This window comes from Alkalihalophilus pseudofirmus, from assembly GCF_029094545.1.
Lineage (GTDB): Bacteria > Bacillota > Bacilli > Bacillales > Bacillaceae_D > Alkalihalophilus > Alkalihalophilus pseudofirmus.
On sequence record NZ_CP117835.1, the window covers coordinates 2,115,181 to 2,135,584 of the forward strand.

A 20,404-nucleotide genomic window follows, 5' to 3' on the forward strand; every position below is an offset into this window, starting at 1 on the left:
AGAAAGTGCTGCCCACAATGGACAGCACTTTCATTATATAAACAACTGACAAGTATTTTTAAACGAACTTAGCATTTTATGAACGAATTTCCTAATTTTTAAACGAACTTAGCATTTTTATAAACAAACGGAGCAAATATTTGGAAAATACTTCTTCCTAGTCACCGGTACTACCCTCGTCTTTCCATCAAATTCATCCCCACTCCCATACATAAGACTCCTATAAGCAACAGGATGGAGATTGGTTCGGCGAGAGAGACGATTCCTCGGTCATAAAGAGCGGCCCCTTTTAATGCTTCCATTCCATACAGAATCGGCATGCCTTTTGATAAGGTTAACAGAATATCGTTTGTTACCGCTTCGATTGGCCAATATGCTCCGCCAAGCATCGCCATTCCACTTGCAACAATGGGTATAATCGCATTTAACTGCTGCGACGATTTGGAGAGTCCAATCAACAAGATTCCAACAGCAACAATGGTAAATGTGTAGCATGCAATGACAAACAGAACCGTACCTATTCGATCCCCTAAATCAAAACCAAATCCATAGATAAACAGGATAAATATTAGGATGATTTGTAAATATCCGATCACAAAGCTGAATGCTAAGTGGCCAAGATACACCTGCCACTTTTTAACCGGTGAAATGATTAAACGATCCCACGTTCCAAGCTGCTTTTCATCTACTACATTCATTAAACTATAGATAATCGTATAAATGACAAAGAATAAAGTCATTCCAACTAAAGCATGAACTTGCTCAAATTGATTAGAAGAAGACTGGTCCCCTCCTAATGCTGACGTTTTCACTTGTAATGCAGGCTCCTGCATGTATTCAATAACGTTTGATCGAAACTCCTTATTTTCAAGGGAAGAATCTAACTGCTGCAAGCGTAGTTCTTCTCGGTAAACCTTTTGTAGATAAGTTTCAATTGCAAATCGTGAAGGATCTTCCGTTGCTACGACAATCCTGTAGTCATCTGGTAAAAGCTTAAGTGCCAGACTTTCTTCTCCTAATGATACAGATTGTTTGGCTGCATTTTCTTCGACCCAAACAAACTCATAAGCATCTGATTCATTTAAAGTCGTGATCCAAGCTTCTTTTTCTTCTTCAGTTAAAGAGTCATCAGCAAAAGTAGAGATTGTTAGCTGGTGATCGCCCGATGAAAATCCTGCGATAAACGCAACAAAGATGATCGTTAAGACAAAGAATGACAGCACTAACATAGGAGATCTTCTGAACCTTTGCCATTGTAGTAAAAAGACAGATTTCATCCTACACGGACCTCCTTTTTGGAAACACAAGAACACTGAGCGCTAATAACACAACAGTGATTATCATGATCCGGAGTAAAAGCGGCCAAACAGCCACCATTCCAAGTCCTTGCATCCACTGCAAGTAAGCCGTTAATGCTGCCCCGTTCGGCGTCCAGTTTCCAATTTCGCGAACAATTTCAGGCATTCCTGTGGTCGGGAAAAAGCTTCCTCCGGCAAAGGCAAGGATCGTTACAAGTCCTCCAGCAAATACGTATGACACACTGTCTGTATCCCATTTAGTTGAAAGAGCAGTTAATAATGCGGCAAACCCTCCTACACAAATAGAAAGCAATAATGATATCAATCCCATGCCTGCCCAAAATTCCACTGATTCAAAGGAAAAGGATTGGAATAACAAGGCGGATAAACTAAATAAAATAACAAGCTGCAAAAAATGATATGACGGTAGCTGCGATTGCTTTTCCACTTAAATAAGCCATTGGTGATGTACCTGAGAGCATAATTCGGTGAAAAACATGCTGCTTCTTTTCTACAAACGCCTTACTTGAAATGGTTGAGCCTACAAATAGAACAAACATGACTGCCATTCCAATTGTGTAGTACTGAAAAGAAGATATCGGTTCCGTTGCCGTAATGGTTTCCACCCCGCCAACCTCGGTCGCTTCTGCTTCAGTTATTGCTGCCCCACTCTCCCCCGCTGCTTGTGCAATAGCCGTCTCAAAATTCAAGGTGTCAACAAAGCTTTCCATAATGTTTTCGAGCACAGTTGTTTTCAAGGAGTATTCATTTACGGTGATTTCTAACTCACTTTCGCTGCTTTTGTTTAGTATCATTTTATTTAAAATACGGTATGTGAAATTATTTGGTATAGTAATGATTGCATCAACGCTGCCTTCTTTTAATTGCTGTTTTGCAGCAGCTTCGTTTAGCTCGGTAATTTCTAAGAGCTCTTTCACTTCATCATTAGAGAATAATTGATGAAGCATTGGAATCGGACTGACTTCAGCAGCTGTTGCTCCTAACGTTTCTACTGCCTCATCAGGCAGGCCGCTCCCTCTCAGATCTTCAACAAACTGTGCAATCCCCTCTTCTTCATGATCATTTTGCACGATGGCTACGTTCATGTGCAGGGCTTCCGTATCTCCGCCAAGCAGTCCTCTTAATGCAAAGCCAAGAATTGTTAAAAGGATAAACGGCATGGCAAGCAGGACAATTAATTCACTTCGATCGCGGATCAGCACGAGAATATCTTTTTTCAAAAATGTACCCATCATATCCCCCCCTAGTCTCTTAGCTTTCTGCCCGTTAAGTGTAAGAAAACATCTTCTAAGGTCGGGACTTGGACGTTTACATTCAAAATATGCGCTTGATGTTTTTCTGCCTCTTGGAAAATCGTTGCTAAAAGCCTGCTTCCCTTTGGTACAATCAGCTTCAAGCCTTTCTCCGTTTCAATCGTTTGCCGGATGCTGTCATGCGTTTTTAAATCGGCAGTGAGATTCGGGTATGGTTTATCGAGTTCTAGAATGATTGTTTCTTCACCAGATAGAATGCTTTTTAACTCTTCTTTTGTGCCGCTCGCCATGACCCGGCCGTGATCCATAACGTAGACGCGGTCACACAGCCTCTCTACCTCTTCCATGTAGTGGCTTGTGTAGAGCACAGTCAGTCCCTTCTCCTCATTTAAATGACGCACGGTTTCTAAAATATGACTACGTGATTGAGGATCGATTCCGACCGTCGGCTCATCCATAATAAGAATCTCCGGTTCATGCAGCATCGCAGCGGCCATATTAATCCGGCGCTGCATCCCGCCAGAATACGTTTTAACAACCTCTTTTTGCCTTCCTTCTAGTCCTACAATTTCAAGCACCTCTTGGATTCTCTTTTCTAACGTTTTCCCTTTTAGCCCGTAGAGCCTGCCGAAGAACTTAAGGTTTTCATACGCCGTCAGTTCGGTGTATAACGCAATTTCCTGTGGTACGATGCCTAACACATTCCTCATTTTACTCGGATTCTTAATCACACTTTCTCCGTGCAAATACACCTCACCTGACGTTGGTTTGACTAATGTAGAAATCATGGAGATTGTCGTTGATTTGCCTGCCCCGTTCGGACCTAGGAGACCAACTGATTCCCCTTTATCTAAATACAGACTCACCCCGTCTACTGCAGGCTTTGTTTTAAATGCTTTTTTCAATGCTTCTGTCTCAAGCATGCTTCATCCCTCCCAAACAAAACTTCAACCTATGAAATAGTATATAAACGAAAAGACAGTGCGCACACTGTCTTCAGTCATCACTTATGTATCTACCTATGACTTGAGTCACTTTTTCTACACCACATTGTGGCGGATCGCATAAATCGCCAGCTGTGTGCGGTCACGTAAGCTTAATTTATCAAGAATCGCACTAATATGATTTTTGATCGTGCCGACAGATAAAGAAAGCTCTTCTGAGATCTCTTTATTGCTTAGCCCTTCGCCAACAAGCTTCATAATCGCTAACTCCCTTGGGGTAATGGTCGGGTCTACCGTGGCATCCTGCGTTTTCTGCATTAATCGTGGCATCACTTTTGCTGCAACATGCTCCTCGATTGACAGCCCGCCTGATAAACAGCTCCTGATCGCCCGGATTAACTCAACCGCATCAGCATCTTTCAGCATATAGCCGCGAGCCCCGTTACGCAGCGCCTGAAGCGCGTATTCATCGTCATTAAAGGTCGTCAAGATTAATACCTTTCGTTCAGGCCAGCGAGAATGCATAATCCGTGCTGCTTCTAGTCCGTCCATTACAGGCATACGGATATCCAGGATGATGACATCAAAATACTGGCTTTCACATAAGGCGACTGCCTCTTTCCCGTTCGCAGCCTCACCCGTCACCTTTAGCTCTGTATCTGTTTCAATCATCATTTTCAATCCTTGTCTGACCATTCCCTGATCCTCTGCTAATAAAATACGTACCATCCTACCCCTCCTTCCTATCTTGTATCGGCAATGTACCGCGTACAACAAATTGACGATTTCCTTGAAAGATTTCAAGCTGTCCTGAAACATTCTCTACTCTCTCTCGCATCGATTTTAGTCCAAACCCTTCTGTATAAGGCCTTTCTTCCTTTAATGGATTCGTGACTTCAAAGCGAAATACCTCCCCGGCAGGTGCTTCAAACGTAATACTCACTTCACGGCCTCCGCTGTGGCGCATCATATTCGTCAGAGCTTCTTGAATTGCTCGATAAACGGTAATCATTTGCTCATTAGAAAGAGCGGCTGAGAAGGCACCAGGTTTTAACGAAAATTGAATCCGTAAAAAATTCTCTGATTCAAGTTTTCTGATTAAATTCATAATCGCAGATATCCCGCCAACCTCATCTTGTTTTAATGTTTTAACCGCACTTCTTGTTTCATCCAAGCTTTCCTTGGCTAGTTCCTTTAGCTTTAGCAAATCGGATGCTGTCTGCACGTCAGCTTTAAGCCTTGAGACTTCGATCTGCATTAAGAGCGCCGTTAATTTATGACCAACTGAATCATGGATATCTCGTGCAATCTGGGTGCGCTCCTCCTGCCTTACAAGGTGCTCGCTTGCAGCTACCTGTCGTTTTACTTTACGGTATTCACTTAAAAGAGCTTCATTTCGCGCAGTAACCTCTTTGTGACTGTTGTAATAATGATAGAAAGCAATGAAGCCCAACCCGACCATGCTGAAATAGAGGATCAGAAACACTGCAGATAAAGAAGGATACCCAAGCATCGTTGGTGCCAATGCTACGCCCAATAGGAGGACACCCAACATTCCTGCATACCATTTAGGTACATGCAGCACTGCCTTCCCCAAAATAAGTGAATAAATGAACAACGTATGAGGATTAGGTTCAGTAAGCGGCTCGGGCCATAATGTCAGCGTGGTGATGATTGCTGCAGAAGCTAAGATCATCGTAAAGATCGTTTCACGTCTTTTATAAAGCGCAGATATAAAGAATAATGCAAAAAAGGCCGCTGTTCCAATCAAGTGCTGCGGAGTTATGGATGTGTGTATTATGGCCGCTGTCCAAGAGATGCCTAGTATAGCTAGCCATAACCAGTATGAAGGCATAGTGTTTTCCCTCCTCTCTGATGTTAAATATTTATTGGTAGATGTCTTTTTTAACCAGTTAATTGTAGCAGAGATAAGGGTGTGAGGGGAAGGTTTGAAGTAACATGTATTAGCTGAACATCTGGTTTGTAGCACCTCTATCCCTTTCCTTATAATCATAGTTCAAATGGAGCAATTCCATACGAACCTACTAACCTTGTTATGTCACCTGTGATTATATGGTAAATTTAGAAAGGTGTATTTCATTTACGAATTTTAAGATTAGGTGTGATGTGGGTGCAAAAACGTATAGTAGTTTTGACTATGGTAGCAATACTCGGATTGGTGAGTTATTTTACAGTAAGACTTATGAATAATGAGGCCACTGCTTTAAACGATTCATTTACGAAAGAGTTCATTGTAGAGGAGTTTGTAGAGGAGTTTGTAGAGGAGTTTGTAGAGGAGTTTGTAGAGGAGGATTTTCATTTATTCGAATCTAAAACTGGTCAATATCGGATGCTTTTTCCAAATGAGTTTCAAATGATTAGTGAGCCGCCGGAGTTTTATGGGAGGCAGGGAGATTATTATGAGCATTGGGCCGCGCAAATTTTTAATGAGAAAAGTAATGGAATTAGCTATTATTTCACAGTGAAGTTTAGAGAAGATGAAGGGGACTTCCATGAAATTCGGTTAAATAGAATGTTAGAGGATAATTCATATAACGGACTTTTTGAAGAGCTAGTAACAAAAGATAAAATTATCTCTCATGGCTCTTCGTTTTGGGATTCTAATGATCCAAGGGGCGACAAAAAAGATCCAAATAAATATAACGCAAATGTATTTTTCGGACTCATAGTTGATACTAACTCACATCGTTCAATAGTAATTAACTACTCAACAATTTGTTATAAAGAGGAACTAGGCTGCGATTTAAATAGTGATAAAGAATATGAGTTTGCTTTGAAATTAATGAAAAGTATTGAATTCCTTAACCCTTAAGCGAACTAAGAATCGCCTTCTATACCTTTATAACTACCTCACTCGCCCCCCACTCTTTTTTATTAGTCCTTATGAATCAATTTGCAACTATACTCTGCTGAATGCGTTAAAGTAATTGTGATTATATGGTAAATTTTAATAAATGTTATTTTTCTATGAATTTATGATTAGGTGTGATGTGGGTGCAAAAGCGAATTGGAATGATTAGTTTATTCTTTTTACTTGTGTTAGGAGGTTTTTTTGTAGTGAAAGCCATGAATGGTGAAGCGACTGCTTTGAACGATTCGTTTACGAAAGAATTCATTGCAGAGGAGTTTGTTGAGGAGGATTTTCATTTATTCGAATCTAAGACTGGTCAATATCGGATGCTGTTTCCAAATGAGTTTCAGATGATTAGTGAGCCGCCGGAGTTTTATGGGAGGCGAGGCGAAGGCTTTGAAATGTGGAATGCTATGGTTTATGAAGATACTAATGATGGGATACGCTATGACTTTAGAGTTATGTTTAGGGAGTCAGAAGCAGATTTAACCAGTACAAGACTAAATGTTTTACTGGAAAACAATTCTTATCAAAATCAATATGATGAATTAGATAATGATCGTACAATTATTTATCACGGTTTATCACACTGGGAAATGAATGATACAAAAAGTGAGTTTAGAGATCCGAAGCAAAGCCCGGCTAATAATTTTTTTGGACTTATAAAAGATCGGCATTCAAACCGAACGATAGAATTCGTTTATTCAACAATTTGCTATAAAGAAGAACTAGGCTGCAAAATAGACAGTGATGAACAGTATAAGTTCGCTTTAAAACTAATGAAGAGTATTGAATTTACAGGTCAAGGGGATTAATTATGAGTAAACCAACACTAGATAATAAAACCCGGAATTATTTAACCGAATTACAATATACTGATGATTTTACCGTAGAAGATGTTAGGACAATTATTCATGAAAGATCTAAAAGTGACTTATCAGATATTGATATGAGGGTTTACCATAGTAAAGATTTAAATATTGGAATAGAGTCAGGGTTTGATGGTTCTGCTATACACCTATATAACGAAGATCAAAACATAAATGAAGTATACTATATTTTTCGTGGTACAGCGAAATTTGAGGATATCTATTATAATGCTGCTGGAATTGCCACGGCTTCTAACAATGATCAAATAGAGGATGCGGGAGAATTTTTTAAAAAAGTACAAAATAAACTTTCAACAGTGAATCAAGAATTATATGGGGATGGTCATTCATTAGGGGGACATCTTATAACAAGTTTAGCATTGAATACAAAAGCTTTCTCTGATGTTAGAGGATTAAATGATGCCCCAATAAATGTTTTTCAGATGGCTACATACGATAGAGAATTCAATAGATATTTGGTTAATCACACTGGAGAATTCGATACCAACAAAATAAAAGAAGAAACCATCACAGCCCTTGCTCGTGATTTCTACAAGGAACAATCGAAAGTGATCAGCCACACTCGGGTTAAAGGTGATCCACTTTATTCGCAGAGCTTTCCTGGCAAATTGTACATTGGTGAGCAGATTCATTATATTGGCGATTTAGAGACGAGGGATTTTCCAGACGTTGGGCAGTACCCGTTATCTAATTTGGCTAAATACTCTCCTGTTCTCACATTAGATAAGCTTAGGTATGAATCAAAGGTTGGTTCGTTGTTTTGGCTGGTGCGGGAAACGGATCAACGCTTTGGGAGTGAAGGTGTGGAGTACGTCATGAAGAACTGGCAGGATATTCTTCGCCGCTCAGCTGCCAGACCAGAGGGTCAAATAGCTTTAGGAGCTTCTGGTACGTATTTATTGTACACAGCTCAGCAAGCTCTGAGAAGTCCGGGGATCTTATACCAGTCTTATGAGGTTAAGTCCAATTGGCACCTTGTCCATAACCACACTTTAGATGCGCTTATTTCCTCTTACAATGAACAACATGATACTAAGCAAACGATTTATCAAGTTCAAGATGTACTTTCTGGGGAGTATGTCCTTTTGAATAAACAGGACTTAAGGGAATTCGGGTTGCGTTATGAGCATGCGATTGAACAAAAATATCTTATCCTGCAAGAACTGAGGGCGTTCTTGCATCAAGAAATAGATGATTTGTATGATGAGGTCAAACGAGATTTAAATGCGAAAATGACCTCACTTGAATCCTCTCCTGGCTCAATCGTATCCACACCGAAACGATCCTCAGGAGGTGTCCTGGGTGGAAGTTTGTCTGATTTTAGAACGTTAGATCGGATTGAGTTTGATCGTTCCTTTAAGCCTATGGATGAAGCGATTACCAATCCTGTAAATAATGTGATCAATCAAATCGAAAATGAGATTAATCACCTAGAATCCTTCGTATCGTCGTTTCAGGCGACTTATCTTGAAATGTTTGCAACAGATGAATCAATTGCCAGCTCAATCGGCACTTATGCGAGGTGAATCTATATGGTCTTTAGACGTACCCATACCTTTACCAATCATTCAAGTTCGCTTATAGACGAAAAAGCGAACCGGCTTAGAGCCTTAATTGAGCGAAATGAAGAAGCGAATCATACGATTTATCAAGCAAAACAGCTGATTGAATCACAATCTGGTGAGTATATTGACTCCCTTTTAACCTTTTCCGATCAATATCAACGTATATCCACTCATACCAATCAAGAACATCTTTTATTCTCTGTGCCTGAATTTCAAATGAGGTCGCAGCATTTCTTTCAAAACGCACATAAGAGGCCATATTCGGTGTTTTATACGTACGGCTAAAAAAGGAACCTTCTAAGAAAGAGATTCCTTTTTACTGTTCTTCCTTTTCTATCACATCCGCTTGCCCTTCTGTTTCAACAACCGCAACTTCTTTTTTCACGTTTTCTTTTATATGCTGCACACCTTCAATTTGCTGCTTCTTAATCGTGACTTCATTTAATTGGACAGGATGTTTGCTGATATCTATTTCCTCTTCTTTCAATGGAATTCGTAACTCGTCCTCACTTCCCGCTTCGATCACCATCTCTTCTCGTCTAATCGGGACGGTAATGGTTTTTTTGTCTTCCACTATTTCCTTGTGTATCTTCACTTCCCCTGTTTGTACGCGTTCTTTTTTTATATCCATTTCCTCTTCACGAAGCTGCATGGTTTGTGAATCAGAAACCTGCTTACTTTCTGAGGATGATTTTTTCTTATACCATGTGCCCACGATCCCCCCGACAATAGCTCCAAAAATGGCTCCAGTCGCGACTGTCATATTCAAAAGTAAACTTAGGAGTCCTCCTACAACTGCTCCACTGATGATAAACATACCCATTGACATGCCTCCTGCAACATATTTGGCTATAGTTTAGCCTATTTTTATATCAAAAATCCCTACTTAACTTAAGCTAAGTAGGGAAAAAAGAGAGTGACTAACTAATCCTCATTAATCACTTCTGCATCTCCATGTTTTTCAACTTCAGCCACTTCTTTATGAAGGACATCATGCACCTGCTCGGTTTCCTCAACTGAGCGTTTGTGAGCTGTTACTTCACCTGTGACGACAATGTGTTTTTCTACATCTACTCTTTCAGCAGTTACAGGTATATGCATCGTCTCTTCTGCAGAAATAGGTTCTTCAGTTGGTTCATGGTCAACTGCTCTTTGTTCAATATGACTTGATCATGTGATACAGGAACATTCACTTCTTTTTCTTCCTCAACAATTTCCTTGTGAAGCTCGACATCGCCTGTTTCCACACGGTGTTTATGGATATCCAATTCTTCTTCACGTAGATCTAGGTGTGCCTCGTTCGCAAATTCTGTATCTTGCCCTTCCTTACGAACTTGTCTTTGTTTGTCTTTGTTTTGTTCTGGCTCTTCAAATAGGTCAAAAAATCCCATGCTGCATACCTCCCCAAAAGTGTGTGGATCAAACGTACATAAGTATTGTGACCTCTCGCGCAGGAACTATGCTTGGAAAAAAGTCCTTTGAGCGGTTGATACACCTATTGAAAAAATGGACTTTGTCACCTACATCCGGTTGGCTGTATACATATATTCCATATAGGAAACAATGGAGAGGACAAGCAAAGGGCAGGAGGGTTTTCGTTTGAGTAAATCAGAATCATCAAAGCAGATGGAACAAATGATGAATGAGATGAAACGCCGTAATGAAGAAGCAAAAAACAAAGCGAGCGAAGCATTAGGCAAATAAAAGCTGACACTATGTGCCAGCTTTTTCTATTCGCTTATCGGCTTGTCCTTCATTCTTTTCTAAGGCTTGAAGCGCTTGTTCTCGCACTTGTTTGTTTTTTAATTTACGCTTATTCAAATAATGGTTAGAAAGTTGTTTGGAGTAGGGTTTCATCGTAGAGGCTTGTCTCATTTTAGCGCACCCCTTTCTATTGGGTAGTAGAGTGAGGTGAAAATTTATTTAACAATTCGCAGCAGATCCATAACAGCTCTTGCGTTATGGTTACATTCAGCTTACCAGCTTCCTCTGAATGGTTCAATTTATGTCGGTTCGATTGATCTAGATGAAGAGAAATAATCCATTCCGTTCCATCTTGTAGCGTTCTTTTCCATGAAATAAAATCAGTGAGAATGAGCGGATTTTCTTGAGTTTTATCGATCGACATCACGTATTTATTTTTACCCTCGCTTAGAGGGATAGAAACATCAAGCTCTGCTTTATTCAAACCATAGGAATCAATAAAAGTTAAGTGGTCTTCATTTACTTTATATAAAGAATAATTGACACCAAAGTCAAGATTATCTAAGTTAAATTGATCGGTAACGAGAAGGTTCAGCTTTGCTTTTAATTGAAAAAGAAAGTCGATTAACAGATCATACTTTTCTCTGAATAAATCTGCCGAATCTTCTGTCTCTTCAAGTTGGACGAGCAGTGATTCAATCGCTTCATTTTTAAATTGGATTGCCTCTTCTAGCTTCTTCACTAAGCTTTCATATCCGCCTTGACCATCTGGCTCCGAGCCTTTAGCTTCTTCTATTTCTTTTATAATATCTGCACGCAGCCTGTCAATAAAGTCTAATTCCTTGGCAAGTGCAATCAAGGAACGATATTCAATCTGACGTCTTCGTTCAAATACCTCAATATGAAACAGGTCGCTTTCAATCCTGCTCATTTCATTTAAGGTAAGCGTTCGAATGTATAAAAACGTGAGTGCGAATGCCGCGCCACCTAGCAGCATAAGAGAGCTTAGGGGCAGACCGACAATATGCTCAAATGCACTTGTTGTTTCGTAGATAAAGTAGCTAGGAATAAGAATGAATATGATGCTTAAAATGCCTTGAAGAGATAAAAGCAGCTGGACTTTCCGAAATAGCATTATGAACGCATTTTTGGTCATAAGCGCCCAGGTGAGCTTTTGATGTGTTTTTGAATGATTATAGAGAATATTCAGCAGGTCATTTAACTCTTTTGATAGGACAGATAACTTTGATTTGATTTTCTCTCCTCGCATCATGCCCCCCTTTTTCCTCAACATTCCTTTTTGTAAATTATACCAAAAAGATTTGGTTTTTAGCACCTTACGGCTTGATTCAGTACTTTTTACCTCCTTCTATCTTTTTTCCAAATTACTTTTGCTCTAGTTGTTTTTGGGGTAAATAAGTGGAAGATCTTGTTATAAGTTAGGAGTGTCAAAATGAGCAATATGTATCGTTTAATTGGAATCTTTGCTGCCTCTATAGTGCTTGGCTTTGCGTTTAATTTATTCCTCTTGCCGCATGAAGTGTTAACGGGCGGCGTCACTGGTCTTGCCATGGTATTTGGCTTACTTACACCTATTAATGCGGGGATATGGATCTTTGTCTTAAATATTCCGATCTTCATTTTAGGCTGGCTTGGGCTTGGTAAAACGTTTATTGCAAACAGCGTATTTTCAGTAGTTGTAACGTCAATTTCTATGCTTTATATTCCGGTTGTCCAAGTTACAGAAGATGCCTTATTATCGTCGGTGTTTGGAGGCGTGATTGCAGGTGCTGCGATCGGATTTATCATTCGTTTTTATGGATCAACAGGCGGCTTTGACGTCATTGGACTTATACTTACGAAAAAGCGCGATGTTCCACTTGGCGCGTTAATATTCGCATTAAATAGTATTGTTGTGTTTATTTCAGGCTTTGTCTTTGCTTGGGATTTAGCCCTATATACCATGGCATCCATCTATATAACAGGGCTCGTTATCGACCGTATTCATACCCGCCATATCAAACTTAGCCTTGTCGTGGTGACGAGCCGGGAAGATGAGTTAAAGGAAGCGCTGCTTAAAAACCTGTATCGCGGAATCACCGTGATGGAAGGAGAAGGCGCGTATTCGAAAGCGAAATTGCAAGTTCTCTATACGGTTATTTCTCGCTATGAGTTAGCGATCATTAAGCCGATCATAAAAGAAGTTGACCCTAATGCGTTTGTGAGCATAAATGAGACAATGGAAGTGCTGGGGAATTTCAGGAGAGGATAAGGACTTGTTTTATAAGTGTTGGTCACTAGAAGAGGTGCTCTCGGCACCTCTTTTAGTGAAATCCTATGGTGATTGATTGTGACTATTACTTGGCATGGCTGCTTCCTTTACACTATTTATATTCCAAGAAATGATTGTCGTATTATCTTTAACATTATGATCACGGAGTTCGTCAAATATCGAACGAATAACGCTTTGATCATCGTTACAATTCTTAAAAGAGTTATATAGTTTTAACGGATTTGAGTATGGTTCGTTTGGACATTCAATTAAACCATCCGTTGTGACTAAAATCCGATTCTCTCCTTTTCTTAACTCATGTATTCCGACACTATAACAAGGTACATCACCCTCAAAAGTATTCACTTTCCCGATCCATTGATAAAAATGTCTTTGATTTAATTGATATTGACCGAGTGCAGCTAATTCTTTGTGAAACAAATACAGCACACAGTCCCCAACCGAAAACCACCAGACATACTTATCTTTTCTTGCCACAATTAAACAAGACGTTTCACCTTGGACTTTAGAACAAGCAGATCGAAAGTCGCTTGATTGAAACAAGATTAGTATGTTTTCTTCCAATCTTTTAAATGTGTGATGGGTGGTCTGTAGGAATAATAGTTTGGTGAGTTGCGACCGTCGCTGATTGAATTCTGTGACGATAAGTTCTGCACTCTCTGCTGTATGGTGAGCATCCAAAATAATCATAAATTCCCAATCTTCCTTTTCACTAAACCAGACGAGACAGCCATCTTCATTTTTCGATTGGCCTGCTTTCGAATGACCACCATATCTCCCTACAATGATATGATTGAGTGTAAAAGTGTGAGGGTTGTCGATAAAGTGTTCTTCACTGCCTACCCAGCTGAACTCATTCCTATCGTTACTCATTTGTATGGTTCTCTAAATACGTTTTTATACGGTTACAAAGCTGAATGACCTCTTCATTGTCCCCCATAGGAGCCTCTTCCCACTCATAAACTGCATTTGGCCCCCAATGTTCTTTAGGAGTGTTGGGATAACGAGGAACAAGATGCATATGAAGATGGGGAACAGCATCGCCCATCACATAAGAATAGATATGCTCGGCATTCTCGCTTTCTATCAGAGCTTTACTCACTCGTGCGGTGATCATGCCAAATGCTTTAGCTTCTTCCATATTCATATCACCAAGCGTTGGGACATGTCTTTTTAAATCAATCATGATATGACCTAAGTAATTGGGATCTCCATTTCGATCAATATGACCTACATACACATAATCATCCTTATAAATCATTACTCCCGAGGTTTGGATTGAATTAGAGTGTTTTTGGCAGATAAAACAATCGTTCATGTCACGCCTCCATTTAAAAGAATATTGCTAATGAAACCGTTAGTGGGCTCTTAAGTTTGTCTTTAACACTTTCCCGCTTGCATTCCTTGGTAAGCTCTCGATACGTTCAATTTCTTTTGGCAGCTTATAAGGAGCAAGTCTCTTTTTGCAGAAGTGCAGAATCTCTTCTTCTTCCAAATCAACCCCTTCTTTCAAAACCACAAAAGCTTTTGGTACCTCTCCTAATACTTCGTCTGGGACACCGACCACTGCGGCCTCTAGAAGCTCAGGTATTTCATATAAAACCTCTTCCACCTCAACAGGATACACATTCTCCCCGCCCCGGATGATCATATCTTTTTTTCGGTCCACGATATAGAGAAGACCATCTTTATCCAAACGGCCTAAATCGCCGCTGTAGAGCCAGCCGTCTTTTATCGTCGCATTTGTTGTTTCTTCATTTTTTAAATAGCCTTTCATCACTTGAGGGCCTTTGACAATAATTTCTCCTACTTCTCCAACATGAACAGGTTCACCCATTTCATCAACGACTCGAATTTCCGTTTGAGGTAAAGCTTCTCCCACCGAGCCTACTTTATCAAGGGCATAATGGTCTTTTAGGGTCGATGCCGCTGGGGAGTTTTCTGTTTGACCATATAAATTTTGAACTTTAATAGCAGGAAAAAGTGCTTTTACTTTTCTTACTAACTCATAAGGCATAGGTGCTGCTCCGTATGTGAATAATCGCAGATGAGATAAATCTAAAGTAGACATCTTAGGGGTATTGAGCAGGATGCTGTACATAGCTGGGACGCCAAAGAAAATGGTTACCTTCTCCTTTTCCATCGTTTGAAGCGCTTGGTCAGGAGAGAAGCCTTCTTCGATTATGATCGTTCCCCCTGCATAGATCACTGGTAAACTAAACACATTACTTGCTGCACAGTGAAAGAGAGGTGCGACAATATGCATTCGATCCTCACTTGTAATGTCCATCGCTTCCATCCATATGTTTGTAGAGGCTTTGATATTGTCTGCTGATAGCATGACGCCTTTAGGTTTACCTGTAGTCCCTGAAGTGTAGAAGACAACTGCCGTTTCCTCACCTTGGTTATCATTTTTTTGAACAGGCAGCTCGGGCCCTCTTAAAATATCAGCTAATGAATGATCATCCTTGCCAACGATGATCAGGTCATTCATTTTGGAAGTTGTCTCTTTTAACTCATCAACAACAGATTGATAGCGTTCATCATAAATAAGAGCTTTAGCTTCAGAGTGAGTGAAGATATAGTCGATCTCAGCGGCAGTCAATTTCGTATTAACAGGTAAAATGGTAAACCCGCCAATCTGACAAGCATAATAGCATACTAGAAAATAATCGGAGTTTGGTAAATAAACGGCAATAATATCTTCTTTTTGGTACCCTTTCGCTTGGAAGTATCCCGCTAAGTTTTTTGCTTGTTTATAAAACTCTGCGTACGTCGTATCTCGGTTGTTAAAAGTAGTGATCACTTTCTCTGGGTTCATCTCTGCGCATAAGGCTAATTTTTCTGATATGTTCATTATTTAACCCCTCTTCCCTGTATAGTATGAAACCTAATGTTCGGGTACCATTTGTAACATACGTCGAGTTGATTTTATGATCTTATCCCCTTCACTATTAGACTTCTCTTTTTGTAAGGGTAATCCTTTGTCCTCAGACATTTTTTTGCAAATCAGGACCATATAAAGCAAAGAACTTGAGGATCCTCACCTCAAGTTCTTAACACACTCCCTAATAGAGCAAGTATTTACTACGGATCTTTTTAAACGATCGTAACTCTTTATCCCATTGCTTTGTCATGTCTTCCACTGAACGTCCCTCTTCGATTCCTTTACGAATCCAGCTGTTTCCGATGAGATTATCGAAAAATGAGATGCCCGCACTGTTTTCTGCACGGAATTCAAAGTCTTCCGGATACAGATCATGGATCGTACTCACGATATGAAGCCCTGTTTCGACTGGCTCATAAAGATTTCTGTCTGTTACATGTATTTCAAAACCATGTGAAAGGCTGCCTGCGTGTTTAGAGAAGGTTGGTGTAAATGATGCTGCTCTAAACGTGACGCCTGGCAGGTTTAATTTGTTTAAGGTACTTGATAACTCAAATGCATCTATAAAAGGGGCTCCGATTAATTCAAATGGTTTTGTTGTTCCTCTGCCCTCTGATACATTCGTGCCCTCAATTAACGCTGCTCCGGGATAAACGAGAACAGTATCTAATGTCGGCATATTAGGCGAAGGCAAGACAAATGGCAACGGCGTCTCGTCATAGTACATACTTCTTTTCCAACCATTCATTTCCACTACAGTCAAATCGGCTCCAATGTCGAATTCATCATTAAAAAAGTGAGCAAGCTCTCCTACCGTCATCCCGTGACGAAGCGGGATCGGGTAATTTCCAACAAACGTAGCGTAATTCATATCAAGTACCGGCCCCTCAACATCCACACCATTAAGCGGGTTTGGACGGTCGAGAACGATAAATGGAATGTCCTGCTCTTGGGCTGCTTCCATCGCATAGGCCATTGTGTAAATATAGGTATAGAATCGTGTACCAACATCCTGAATATCAAAAAGAAGTACATCAATATTTTCAAGCATTTCCGGTGTCGGTTTTCGTGTCGGACCATATAAACTGTATACTGGCAGACTTGTTTTATCATAAATATAGAACTCTACATAATCACCGGCCTGTGCATCTCCCCTTACCCCATGCTCCGGACCGTAAAGCGCAGTTAATTCTGTATCCGGGTCTTCATGCAAGAGGTCGACAATGCTTGTAAGCTCTTGGTTTACCCCTGTCGGATTGGTAATAAGACCTACTCTTTTACCTGCAATCAAGTCTTTTTCTTCTAATAACACTTCTACCCCAAGAGCAAAGGCCTTCTCTTTTCCTTTTCCCTTGCCTTTCCCTTTTCCATTATCAGCAAACACGACAGATAGGGAACTTAACGTTAGAGCTGCAACGAGTAATAGAATCAACCATTTTTTCAACCTAATCCCTCCGTTTTATGCTTAATAGTTTAAGTAGTGGCCAAAATTATAAAGCACTCCCTTATCATCATCCGGGATGGTAACAGGTAGCTGACCAGTCGGTTGAATTTCACCAAAAATGGTTGCTGCTGTTGCCTGAAAGCTTGCTGCTCTAAATCCATATTGTGTTAAGTACGCATCCACTTCCGGATAAGCCATAATGTCATAAGGATTACGGATTCCCACTGCAACAACTGGTGTTTCCGTTTCATTTATAAGTGAATGAACGAGCTGCATTTGCGGGCTGTTTGGCAGACGGTCATTGACTCCAGCTGTAGTGGTACCGACTATAACTGAACTTGCGGACTTTACTTTTTCGAGCTGCGCAGGAGTTAATCTGAAATCTGCACCTACTTCAATTACTTCTGTTTGCTCATGATGCAATTTAACGGCAGCGCCTAACTCTTTAATATAACTTCTGCCTACAACGACTAATGAATCACTTGCCTCAGGGCTTAGCGGCAGCACATCTTCATTTTTGATTAAAGTAATTGATTTCTCTGCTGCTTCTTTTTCAACTTCTTTATGTTCCTTAGAACCTACCACTTGTTCGGCGTGTTCTATTTTTTCTTCCACCGATAAAGGCGTTTCTTCAAGGATTACACCTCGTTTTAGTTTTAAAGCGAGAATACGTTCTACTGATTTTTCAATACGTTCAACTGTCAGCTCTCCTGCTTCAACTGCCTCTAACAGGCCATTTCTCACTTCACTCAGTCCGACAGGCATTAAGATGATATCTGATCCTGCTTGAACGGCACGAACAGCCGCATCTACAGGTCCAAAATGATCAGCAATCGCAAGCATGTTTAGTGCATCTGTTGTGATTACCCCATCAAAGCCCATGTCCTCACGCATCAGTTCAGTTAATACTTTATAGGAAAGTGTCGCAGGGATCGCGATTTCTTCTCCTGTCTTTTTGGAAATCGCTTTTGTATCATCAATGTTTGGGAACGTGACATGAGCTGTCATGATCGCATCAATTCCAGCATCCATCGCTTGTTGAAACGGATACAGCTCTACCTCTCTTAAACGCTCGATATCATGCGGGACTTCCGGCAACCCTAAATGAGAATCCACAGCCGTATCACCATGGCCTGGGAAATGTTTAGCTGTACCTGCTACTCCGCTCGATTGAAGCCCGTGAGTGTAGGCTACACCCATGTCTGCGACAAGCTTAGGATCTTCTCCAAACGAACGAACACCAATAACCGGGTTATCAGGGTTGTTGTTCACATCCATCACAGGGGCAAAGTTCATATTAATTCCAAGTGAATGCAGCTCGCTTCCAATCACTCGCCCGACATTTTCGGCAAGCTCAGGTGAGCGCGTTGCACCGAGTGCCATGTTTCCAGGCATATCGGTTCCTGATTGCAATCTCGTTACAATTCCGCCTTCTTGGTCAATCGTCATTAATAAGCCAAACTTCTCACTTGCTGCTTGGTAGTCAGCGACAAGCTTCGTCGTCTGCTCAGTTGTCACCACATTTTCACGGAATAAGATGACACCGCCTAAATGATAGTCTTTCACTAATTGCTCGATCTCTGGAAGCATCTCTTCTACATTTGCTCCGTTATATGTCCGGAAATCAGGCATGAGCAATTGACCAATCTTCTCTTCGATTGTCATTTGACTAATCGCATGATCGATCAGGTTGTAGCGGTTTCCGGATTCTTTTTTGATCTCAACTTTTGATGCTGGTTTTCCTTTTCCTTTGTTTGGCTCTGGTTTAACACTAAAGGCAATTCGGTCTGTATATTCACCATTTGTCACGCTAATAAATGTTTTACCATTTTGCCCAGTTAGTCGCACATTTCCATCCTGATCAATATCGGCCACATTTTTATTGGAAGACTTCCATTCCAACCCTTCTGTGACAAGGAGAAACTTCCCGTCTTTATAGACATTCAGGGCGTTTAACTGAAAGGCGTTTTCTAAATCATTTATATCTGCTTGCGGCACATTTTGATAGATGACAAGATCTTTAAGCGAGTTATCAGCGAGTACAGATCTTGGTTGAAAGCTTGTTAGGAGTAATGCCGTGATTAACATACATACCAAACCGAGACTAATTAGTTGTTTCATTCTCATCCCCCATTACCGTTTATTTAAATATGCTGCTTATTTACTTCATTTAATACAAACGCTTCTCCTGGTTGCAGCAGGTCTAGTAAAGGCTCGTCCTGATTGATCACATGTCCTATGACATTTACGCCCGGCTGCGGGGCTAATGACGTTTTCGTTAGTTGAAGCTCCCCTCCATACCTGCCGTTTAATTCATTATCAATCGTGATCGTCCCCCTAGGCCGCTCGTCACATCGCTCAGCTAGTATGCTTATGTTAGTCTCTTGAACATAGATTCTTGTATCTTGGGACCTGATCACATCTCTTGCTGCATCCATTCTCTGTGTATGAGTTTGATTAACTATTGCTTTTACCTCATCATTCATTGGGTAATGATTTGTACGAAAGGTCATTATGCCTTGATCATACTGTTTAAATGCTTGAATCGTGGACTCAGACAGATCTGGGTCTCCTATGAGTACTTTATCGATCTTACACATTCTTGACAGCTCAACTGTAGCAGCAAACGGAGAAATATCGCGGTGTTTTTCTAATGTTGGCAAGCCTTTGAATAAAGGCCCTCGTCTATTAGCATCCCCCGCAACAAATGCTGCCATCATAATCCCGTAGTGACGCAGCTGTTCATTTTTTTGAATAAAGGCCTCTTTATCTAACCCTGTTTCAGGGCGTGGATAATAGTTGTGCCAGGCTTCTACATTATGTGTGACGAGCCCTTTTTTTATTAAGTTTTGGATCGCTTCTTCAGTCAGGGTGCTGGCATTTAAGACGACTTTCATTTTTTTCGATAAGGAAACGATGATGTCTGTATCTATGCCGTAATCAATACGTAAGCCTGTAATGCCCCAGTCAGTTAATTCATATGCCTGTTCAAATGAATATCCTAGGTGGCCTAAGGATGCAGGGGAGATGTCAGCAACCAACTCTAAAGATAAATCTGATGTTATTTGGGCCAGCTGCTGCAACTCCTCTTTATACACTGTTGGATCGTCCTCAGGAATATGAAGTGATGTAAAAACACTTTGAAACCCAGCTTCTTTCATTTTCACTAAATAGTTTTTCAGTTCAGGATATGTCTGCTGTCCTAGATAGACAGAAAGTCCTCGCATGTCTCT

General features: G+C 40.5%; 20 protein-coding genes and 1 pseudogene. 5 read left to right on the forward strand and 16 right to left on the reverse strand.

The features are described from left to right. Positions 1-170: 170 nt before the first annotated feature. From PQ478_RS11430 to PQ478_RS11455, 6 genes are all read right to left on the reverse strand, one after another. Entirely contained in the window at positions 171-1,277 is a 1,107-nt protein-coding gene (locus tag PQ478_RS11430; protein ID WP_289234291.1) for an ABC transporter permease, read from the reverse strand. A 1-nt stretch (position 1,278) separates the two neighbouring features. Continuing rightward, positions 1,279-1,623: a hypothetical protein gene (locus PQ478_RS11435; protein ID WP_289234292.1), complete on the reverse strand. Its 345-nt coding sequence runs from the start codon at positions 1,621-1,623 to the stop codon at positions 1,279-1,281. Between the two features lie 64 nt (positions 1,624-1,687). After that, positions 1,688-2,554, reverse strand: a complete 867-nt coding sequence (locus tag PQ478_RS11440) for an ABC transporter permease (RefSeq protein WP_289234293.1) — start codon at positions 2,552-2,554, stop codon at positions 1,688-1,690. A gap of 8 nt (positions 2,555-2,562) precedes the next feature. After that, a complete protein-coding gene (locus PQ478_RS11445) occupies positions 2,563-3,495 on the reverse strand; it encodes an ABC transporter ATP-binding protein (RefSeq protein WP_289234294.1) in 933 nt (310 codons plus the stop codon). A gap of 117 nt (positions 3,496-3,612) precedes the next feature. Then, positions 3,613-4,245: a response regulator gene (locus PQ478_RS11450; protein ID WP_289234295.1), complete on the reverse strand. Its 633-nt coding sequence runs from the start codon at positions 4,243-4,245 to the stop codon at positions 3,613-3,615. Position 4,246: 1 nt separating this feature from the next. Then, entirely contained in the window at positions 4,247-5,371 is a 1,125-nt protein-coding gene (locus PQ478_RS11455; protein WP_289234296.1) for a sensor histidine kinase, read from the reverse strand. A 276-nt stretch (positions 5,372-5,647) separates the two neighbouring features. Between PQ478_RS11455 and PQ478_RS11460 the strand changes: the two genes are divergently transcribed. From PQ478_RS11460 to PQ478_RS11475, 4 genes are all read left to right on the forward strand, one after another. Further along, complete coding sequence (locus PQ478_RS11460) at positions 5,648-6,349, forward strand: YvcA-related protein (RefSeq protein ID WP_289234297.1); 702 nt, start codon at positions 5,648-5,650, stop codon at positions 6,347-6,349. Between the two features lie 182 nt (positions 6,350-6,531). Next, positions 6,532-7,203, forward strand: coding sequence for a YvcA-related protein (locus PQ478_RS11465; protein ID WP_289234298.1), 672 nt, complete (start codon positions 6,532-6,534; stop codon positions 7,201-7,203). 2 nt (positions 7,204-7,205) lie between these two features. Next, a complete protein-coding gene (locus PQ478_RS11470; protein ID WP_289234299.1) occupies positions 7,206-8,804 on the forward strand; it encodes a DUF6792 domain-containing protein in 1,599 nt (532 codons plus the stop codon). A gap of 6 nt (positions 8,805-8,810) precedes the next feature. Continuing rightward, complete coding sequence (locus tag PQ478_RS11475; RefSeq protein ID WP_289234300.1) at positions 8,811-9,128, forward strand: hypothetical protein; 318 nt, start codon at positions 8,811-8,813, stop codon at positions 9,126-9,128. Positions 9,129-9,159: 31 nt separating this feature from the next. On the opposite strand, the gene PQ478_RS11480 is transcribed toward PQ478_RS11475, so the two are convergent. The 4 genes and pseudogenes from PQ478_RS11480 to PQ478_RS11500 form a co-directional block, all read right to left on the reverse strand. Then, positions 9,160-9,666, reverse strand: coding sequence for a YsnF/AvaK domain-containing protein (locus tag PQ478_RS11480; protein WP_289234301.1), 507 nt, complete (start codon positions 9,664-9,666; stop codon positions 9,160-9,162). 101 nt (positions 9,667-9,767) lie between these two features. After that, a pseudogene (locus tag PQ478_RS11490) lies at positions 9,768-10,234 on the reverse strand (YsnF/AvaK domain-containing protein). Between the two features lie 322 nt (positions 10,235-10,556). Then, positions 10,557-10,718 (reverse strand): hypothetical protein, encoded by a 162-nt coding sequence (locus PQ478_RS11495; RefSeq protein WP_012958979.1) that lies wholly within the window; start codon positions 10,716-10,718, stop codon positions 10,557-10,559. Positions 10,719-10,734: 16 nt separating this feature from the next. Beyond that, a complete protein-coding gene (locus PQ478_RS11500) occupies positions 10,735-11,820 on the reverse strand; it encodes a hypothetical protein (RefSeq protein WP_289234303.1) in 1,086 nt (361 codons plus the stop codon). A gap of 180 nt (positions 11,821-12,000) precedes the next feature. On the opposite strand from PQ478_RS11500, the gene PQ478_RS11505 reads away from it, so the two are divergent. Continuing rightward, a complete protein-coding gene (locus PQ478_RS11505; RefSeq protein ID WP_075682982.1) occupies positions 12,001-12,819 on the forward strand; it encodes a YitT family protein in 819 nt (272 codons plus the stop codon). A 63-nt stretch (positions 12,820-12,882) separates the two neighbouring features. On the opposite strand, the gene PQ478_RS11510 is transcribed toward PQ478_RS11505, so the two are convergent. From PQ478_RS11510 to PQ478_RS11535, 6 genes are all read right to left on the reverse strand, one after another. Then, positions 12,883-13,713, reverse strand: coding sequence for a PP2C family serine/threonine-protein phosphatase (locus PQ478_RS11510; protein ID WP_289234304.1), 831 nt, complete (start codon positions 13,711-13,713; stop codon positions 12,883-12,885). After that, positions 13,706-14,158 (reverse strand): HIT family protein, encoded by a 453-nt coding sequence (locus PQ478_RS11515; RefSeq protein ID WP_289234305.1) that lies wholly within the window; start codon positions 14,156-14,158, stop codon positions 13,706-13,708. Before PQ478_RS11515 ends, PQ478_RS11510 begins: the two co-directional genes overlap by 8 nt. A 39-nt stretch (positions 14,159-14,197) precedes the next feature. After that, complete coding sequence (locus tag PQ478_RS11520) at positions 14,198-15,697, reverse strand: class I adenylate-forming enzyme family protein (protein ID WP_289234306.1); 1,500 nt, start codon at positions 15,695-15,697, stop codon at positions 14,198-14,200. A 211-nt stretch (positions 15,698-15,908) separates the two neighbouring features. After that, positions 15,909-17,171, reverse strand: a complete 1,263-nt coding sequence (locus PQ478_RS11525) for an exo-beta-N-acetylmuramidase NamZ family protein (RefSeq protein WP_289234307.1) — start codon at positions 17,169-17,171, stop codon at positions 15,909-15,911. 21 nt (positions 17,172-17,192) lie between these two features. Further along, on the reverse strand, positions 17,193-19,292 hold the full coding sequence (locus PQ478_RS11530) for a glycoside hydrolase family 3 protein (protein ID WP_289234308.1): 2,100 nt from the start codon (positions 19,290-19,292) through the stop codon (positions 17,193-17,195). 23 nt (positions 19,293-19,315) lie between these two features. Beyond that, positions 19,316-20,398: a DUF871 domain-containing protein gene (locus PQ478_RS11535; RefSeq protein ID WP_289234309.1), complete on the reverse strand. Its 1,083-nt coding sequence runs from the start codon at positions 20,396-20,398 to the stop codon at positions 19,316-19,318. Positions 20,399-20,404: the final 6 nt, after the last annotated feature.

Coding starts and splice junctions, on each gene's coding strand:
- PQ478_RS11430 (WP_289234291.1), bottom strand. CDS start 1,277: ATGAAATCTGTCTTTTTACTACAATGGCAAAGGTTCAGAAGATCTCCT.
- PQ478_RS11440 (WP_289234293.1), bottom strand. CDS start 2,554: ATGATGGGTACATTTTTGAAAAAAGATATTCTCGTGCTGATCCGCGAT.
- PQ478_RS11445 (WP_289234294.1), bottom strand. CDS start 3,495: ATGCTTGAGACAGAAGCATTGAAAAAAGCATTTAAAACAAAGCCTGCA.
- PQ478_RS11450 (WP_289234295.1), bottom strand. CDS start 4,245: ATGGTACGTATTTTATTAGCAGAGGATCAGGGAATGGTCAGACAAGGA.
- PQ478_RS11455 (WP_289234296.1), bottom strand. CDS start 5,371: ATGCCTTCATACTGGTTATGGCTAGCTATACTAGGCATCTCTTGGACA.
- PQ478_RS11470 (WP_289234299.1), top strand. CDS start 7,206: ATGAGTAAACCAACACTAGATAATAAAACCCGGAATTATTTAACCGAA.
- PQ478_RS11475 (WP_289234300.1), top strand. CDS start 8,811: ATGGTCTTTAGACGTACCCATACCTTTACCAATCATTCAAGTTCGCTT.
- PQ478_RS11480 (WP_289234301.1), bottom strand. CDS start 9,666: ATGGGTATGTTTATCATCAGTGGAGCAGTTGTAGGAGGACTCCTAAGT.
- PQ478_RS11495 (WP_012958979.1), bottom strand. CDS start 10,718: ATGAGACAAGCCTCTACGATGAAACCCTACTCCAAACAACTTTCTAAC.
- PQ478_RS11500 (WP_289234303.1), bottom strand. CDS start 11,820: ATGATGCGAGGAGAGAAAATCAAATCAAAGTTATCTGTCCTATCAAAA.
- PQ478_RS11505 (WP_075682982.1), top strand. CDS start 12,001: ATGAGCAATATGTATCGTTTAATTGGAATCTTTGCTGCCTCTATAGTG.
- PQ478_RS11510 (WP_289234304.1), bottom strand. CDS start 13,713: ATGAGTAACGATAGGAATGAGTTCAGCTGGGTAGGCAGTGAAGAACAC.
- PQ478_RS11515 (WP_289234305.1), bottom strand. CDS start 14,158: ATGAACGATTGTTTTATCTGCCAAAAACACTCTAATTCAATCCAAACC.
- PQ478_RS11520 (WP_289234306.1), bottom strand. CDS start 15,697: ATGAACATATCAGAAAAATTAGCCTTATGCGCAGAGATGAACCCAGAG.
- PQ478_RS11530 (WP_289234308.1), bottom strand. CDS start 19,292: ATGAAACAACTAATTAGTCTCGGTTTGGTATGTATGTTAATCACGGCA.
- PQ478_RS11535 (WP_289234309.1), bottom strand. CDS start 20,398: ATGCGAGGACTTTCTGTCTATCTAGGACAGCAGACATATCCTGAACTG.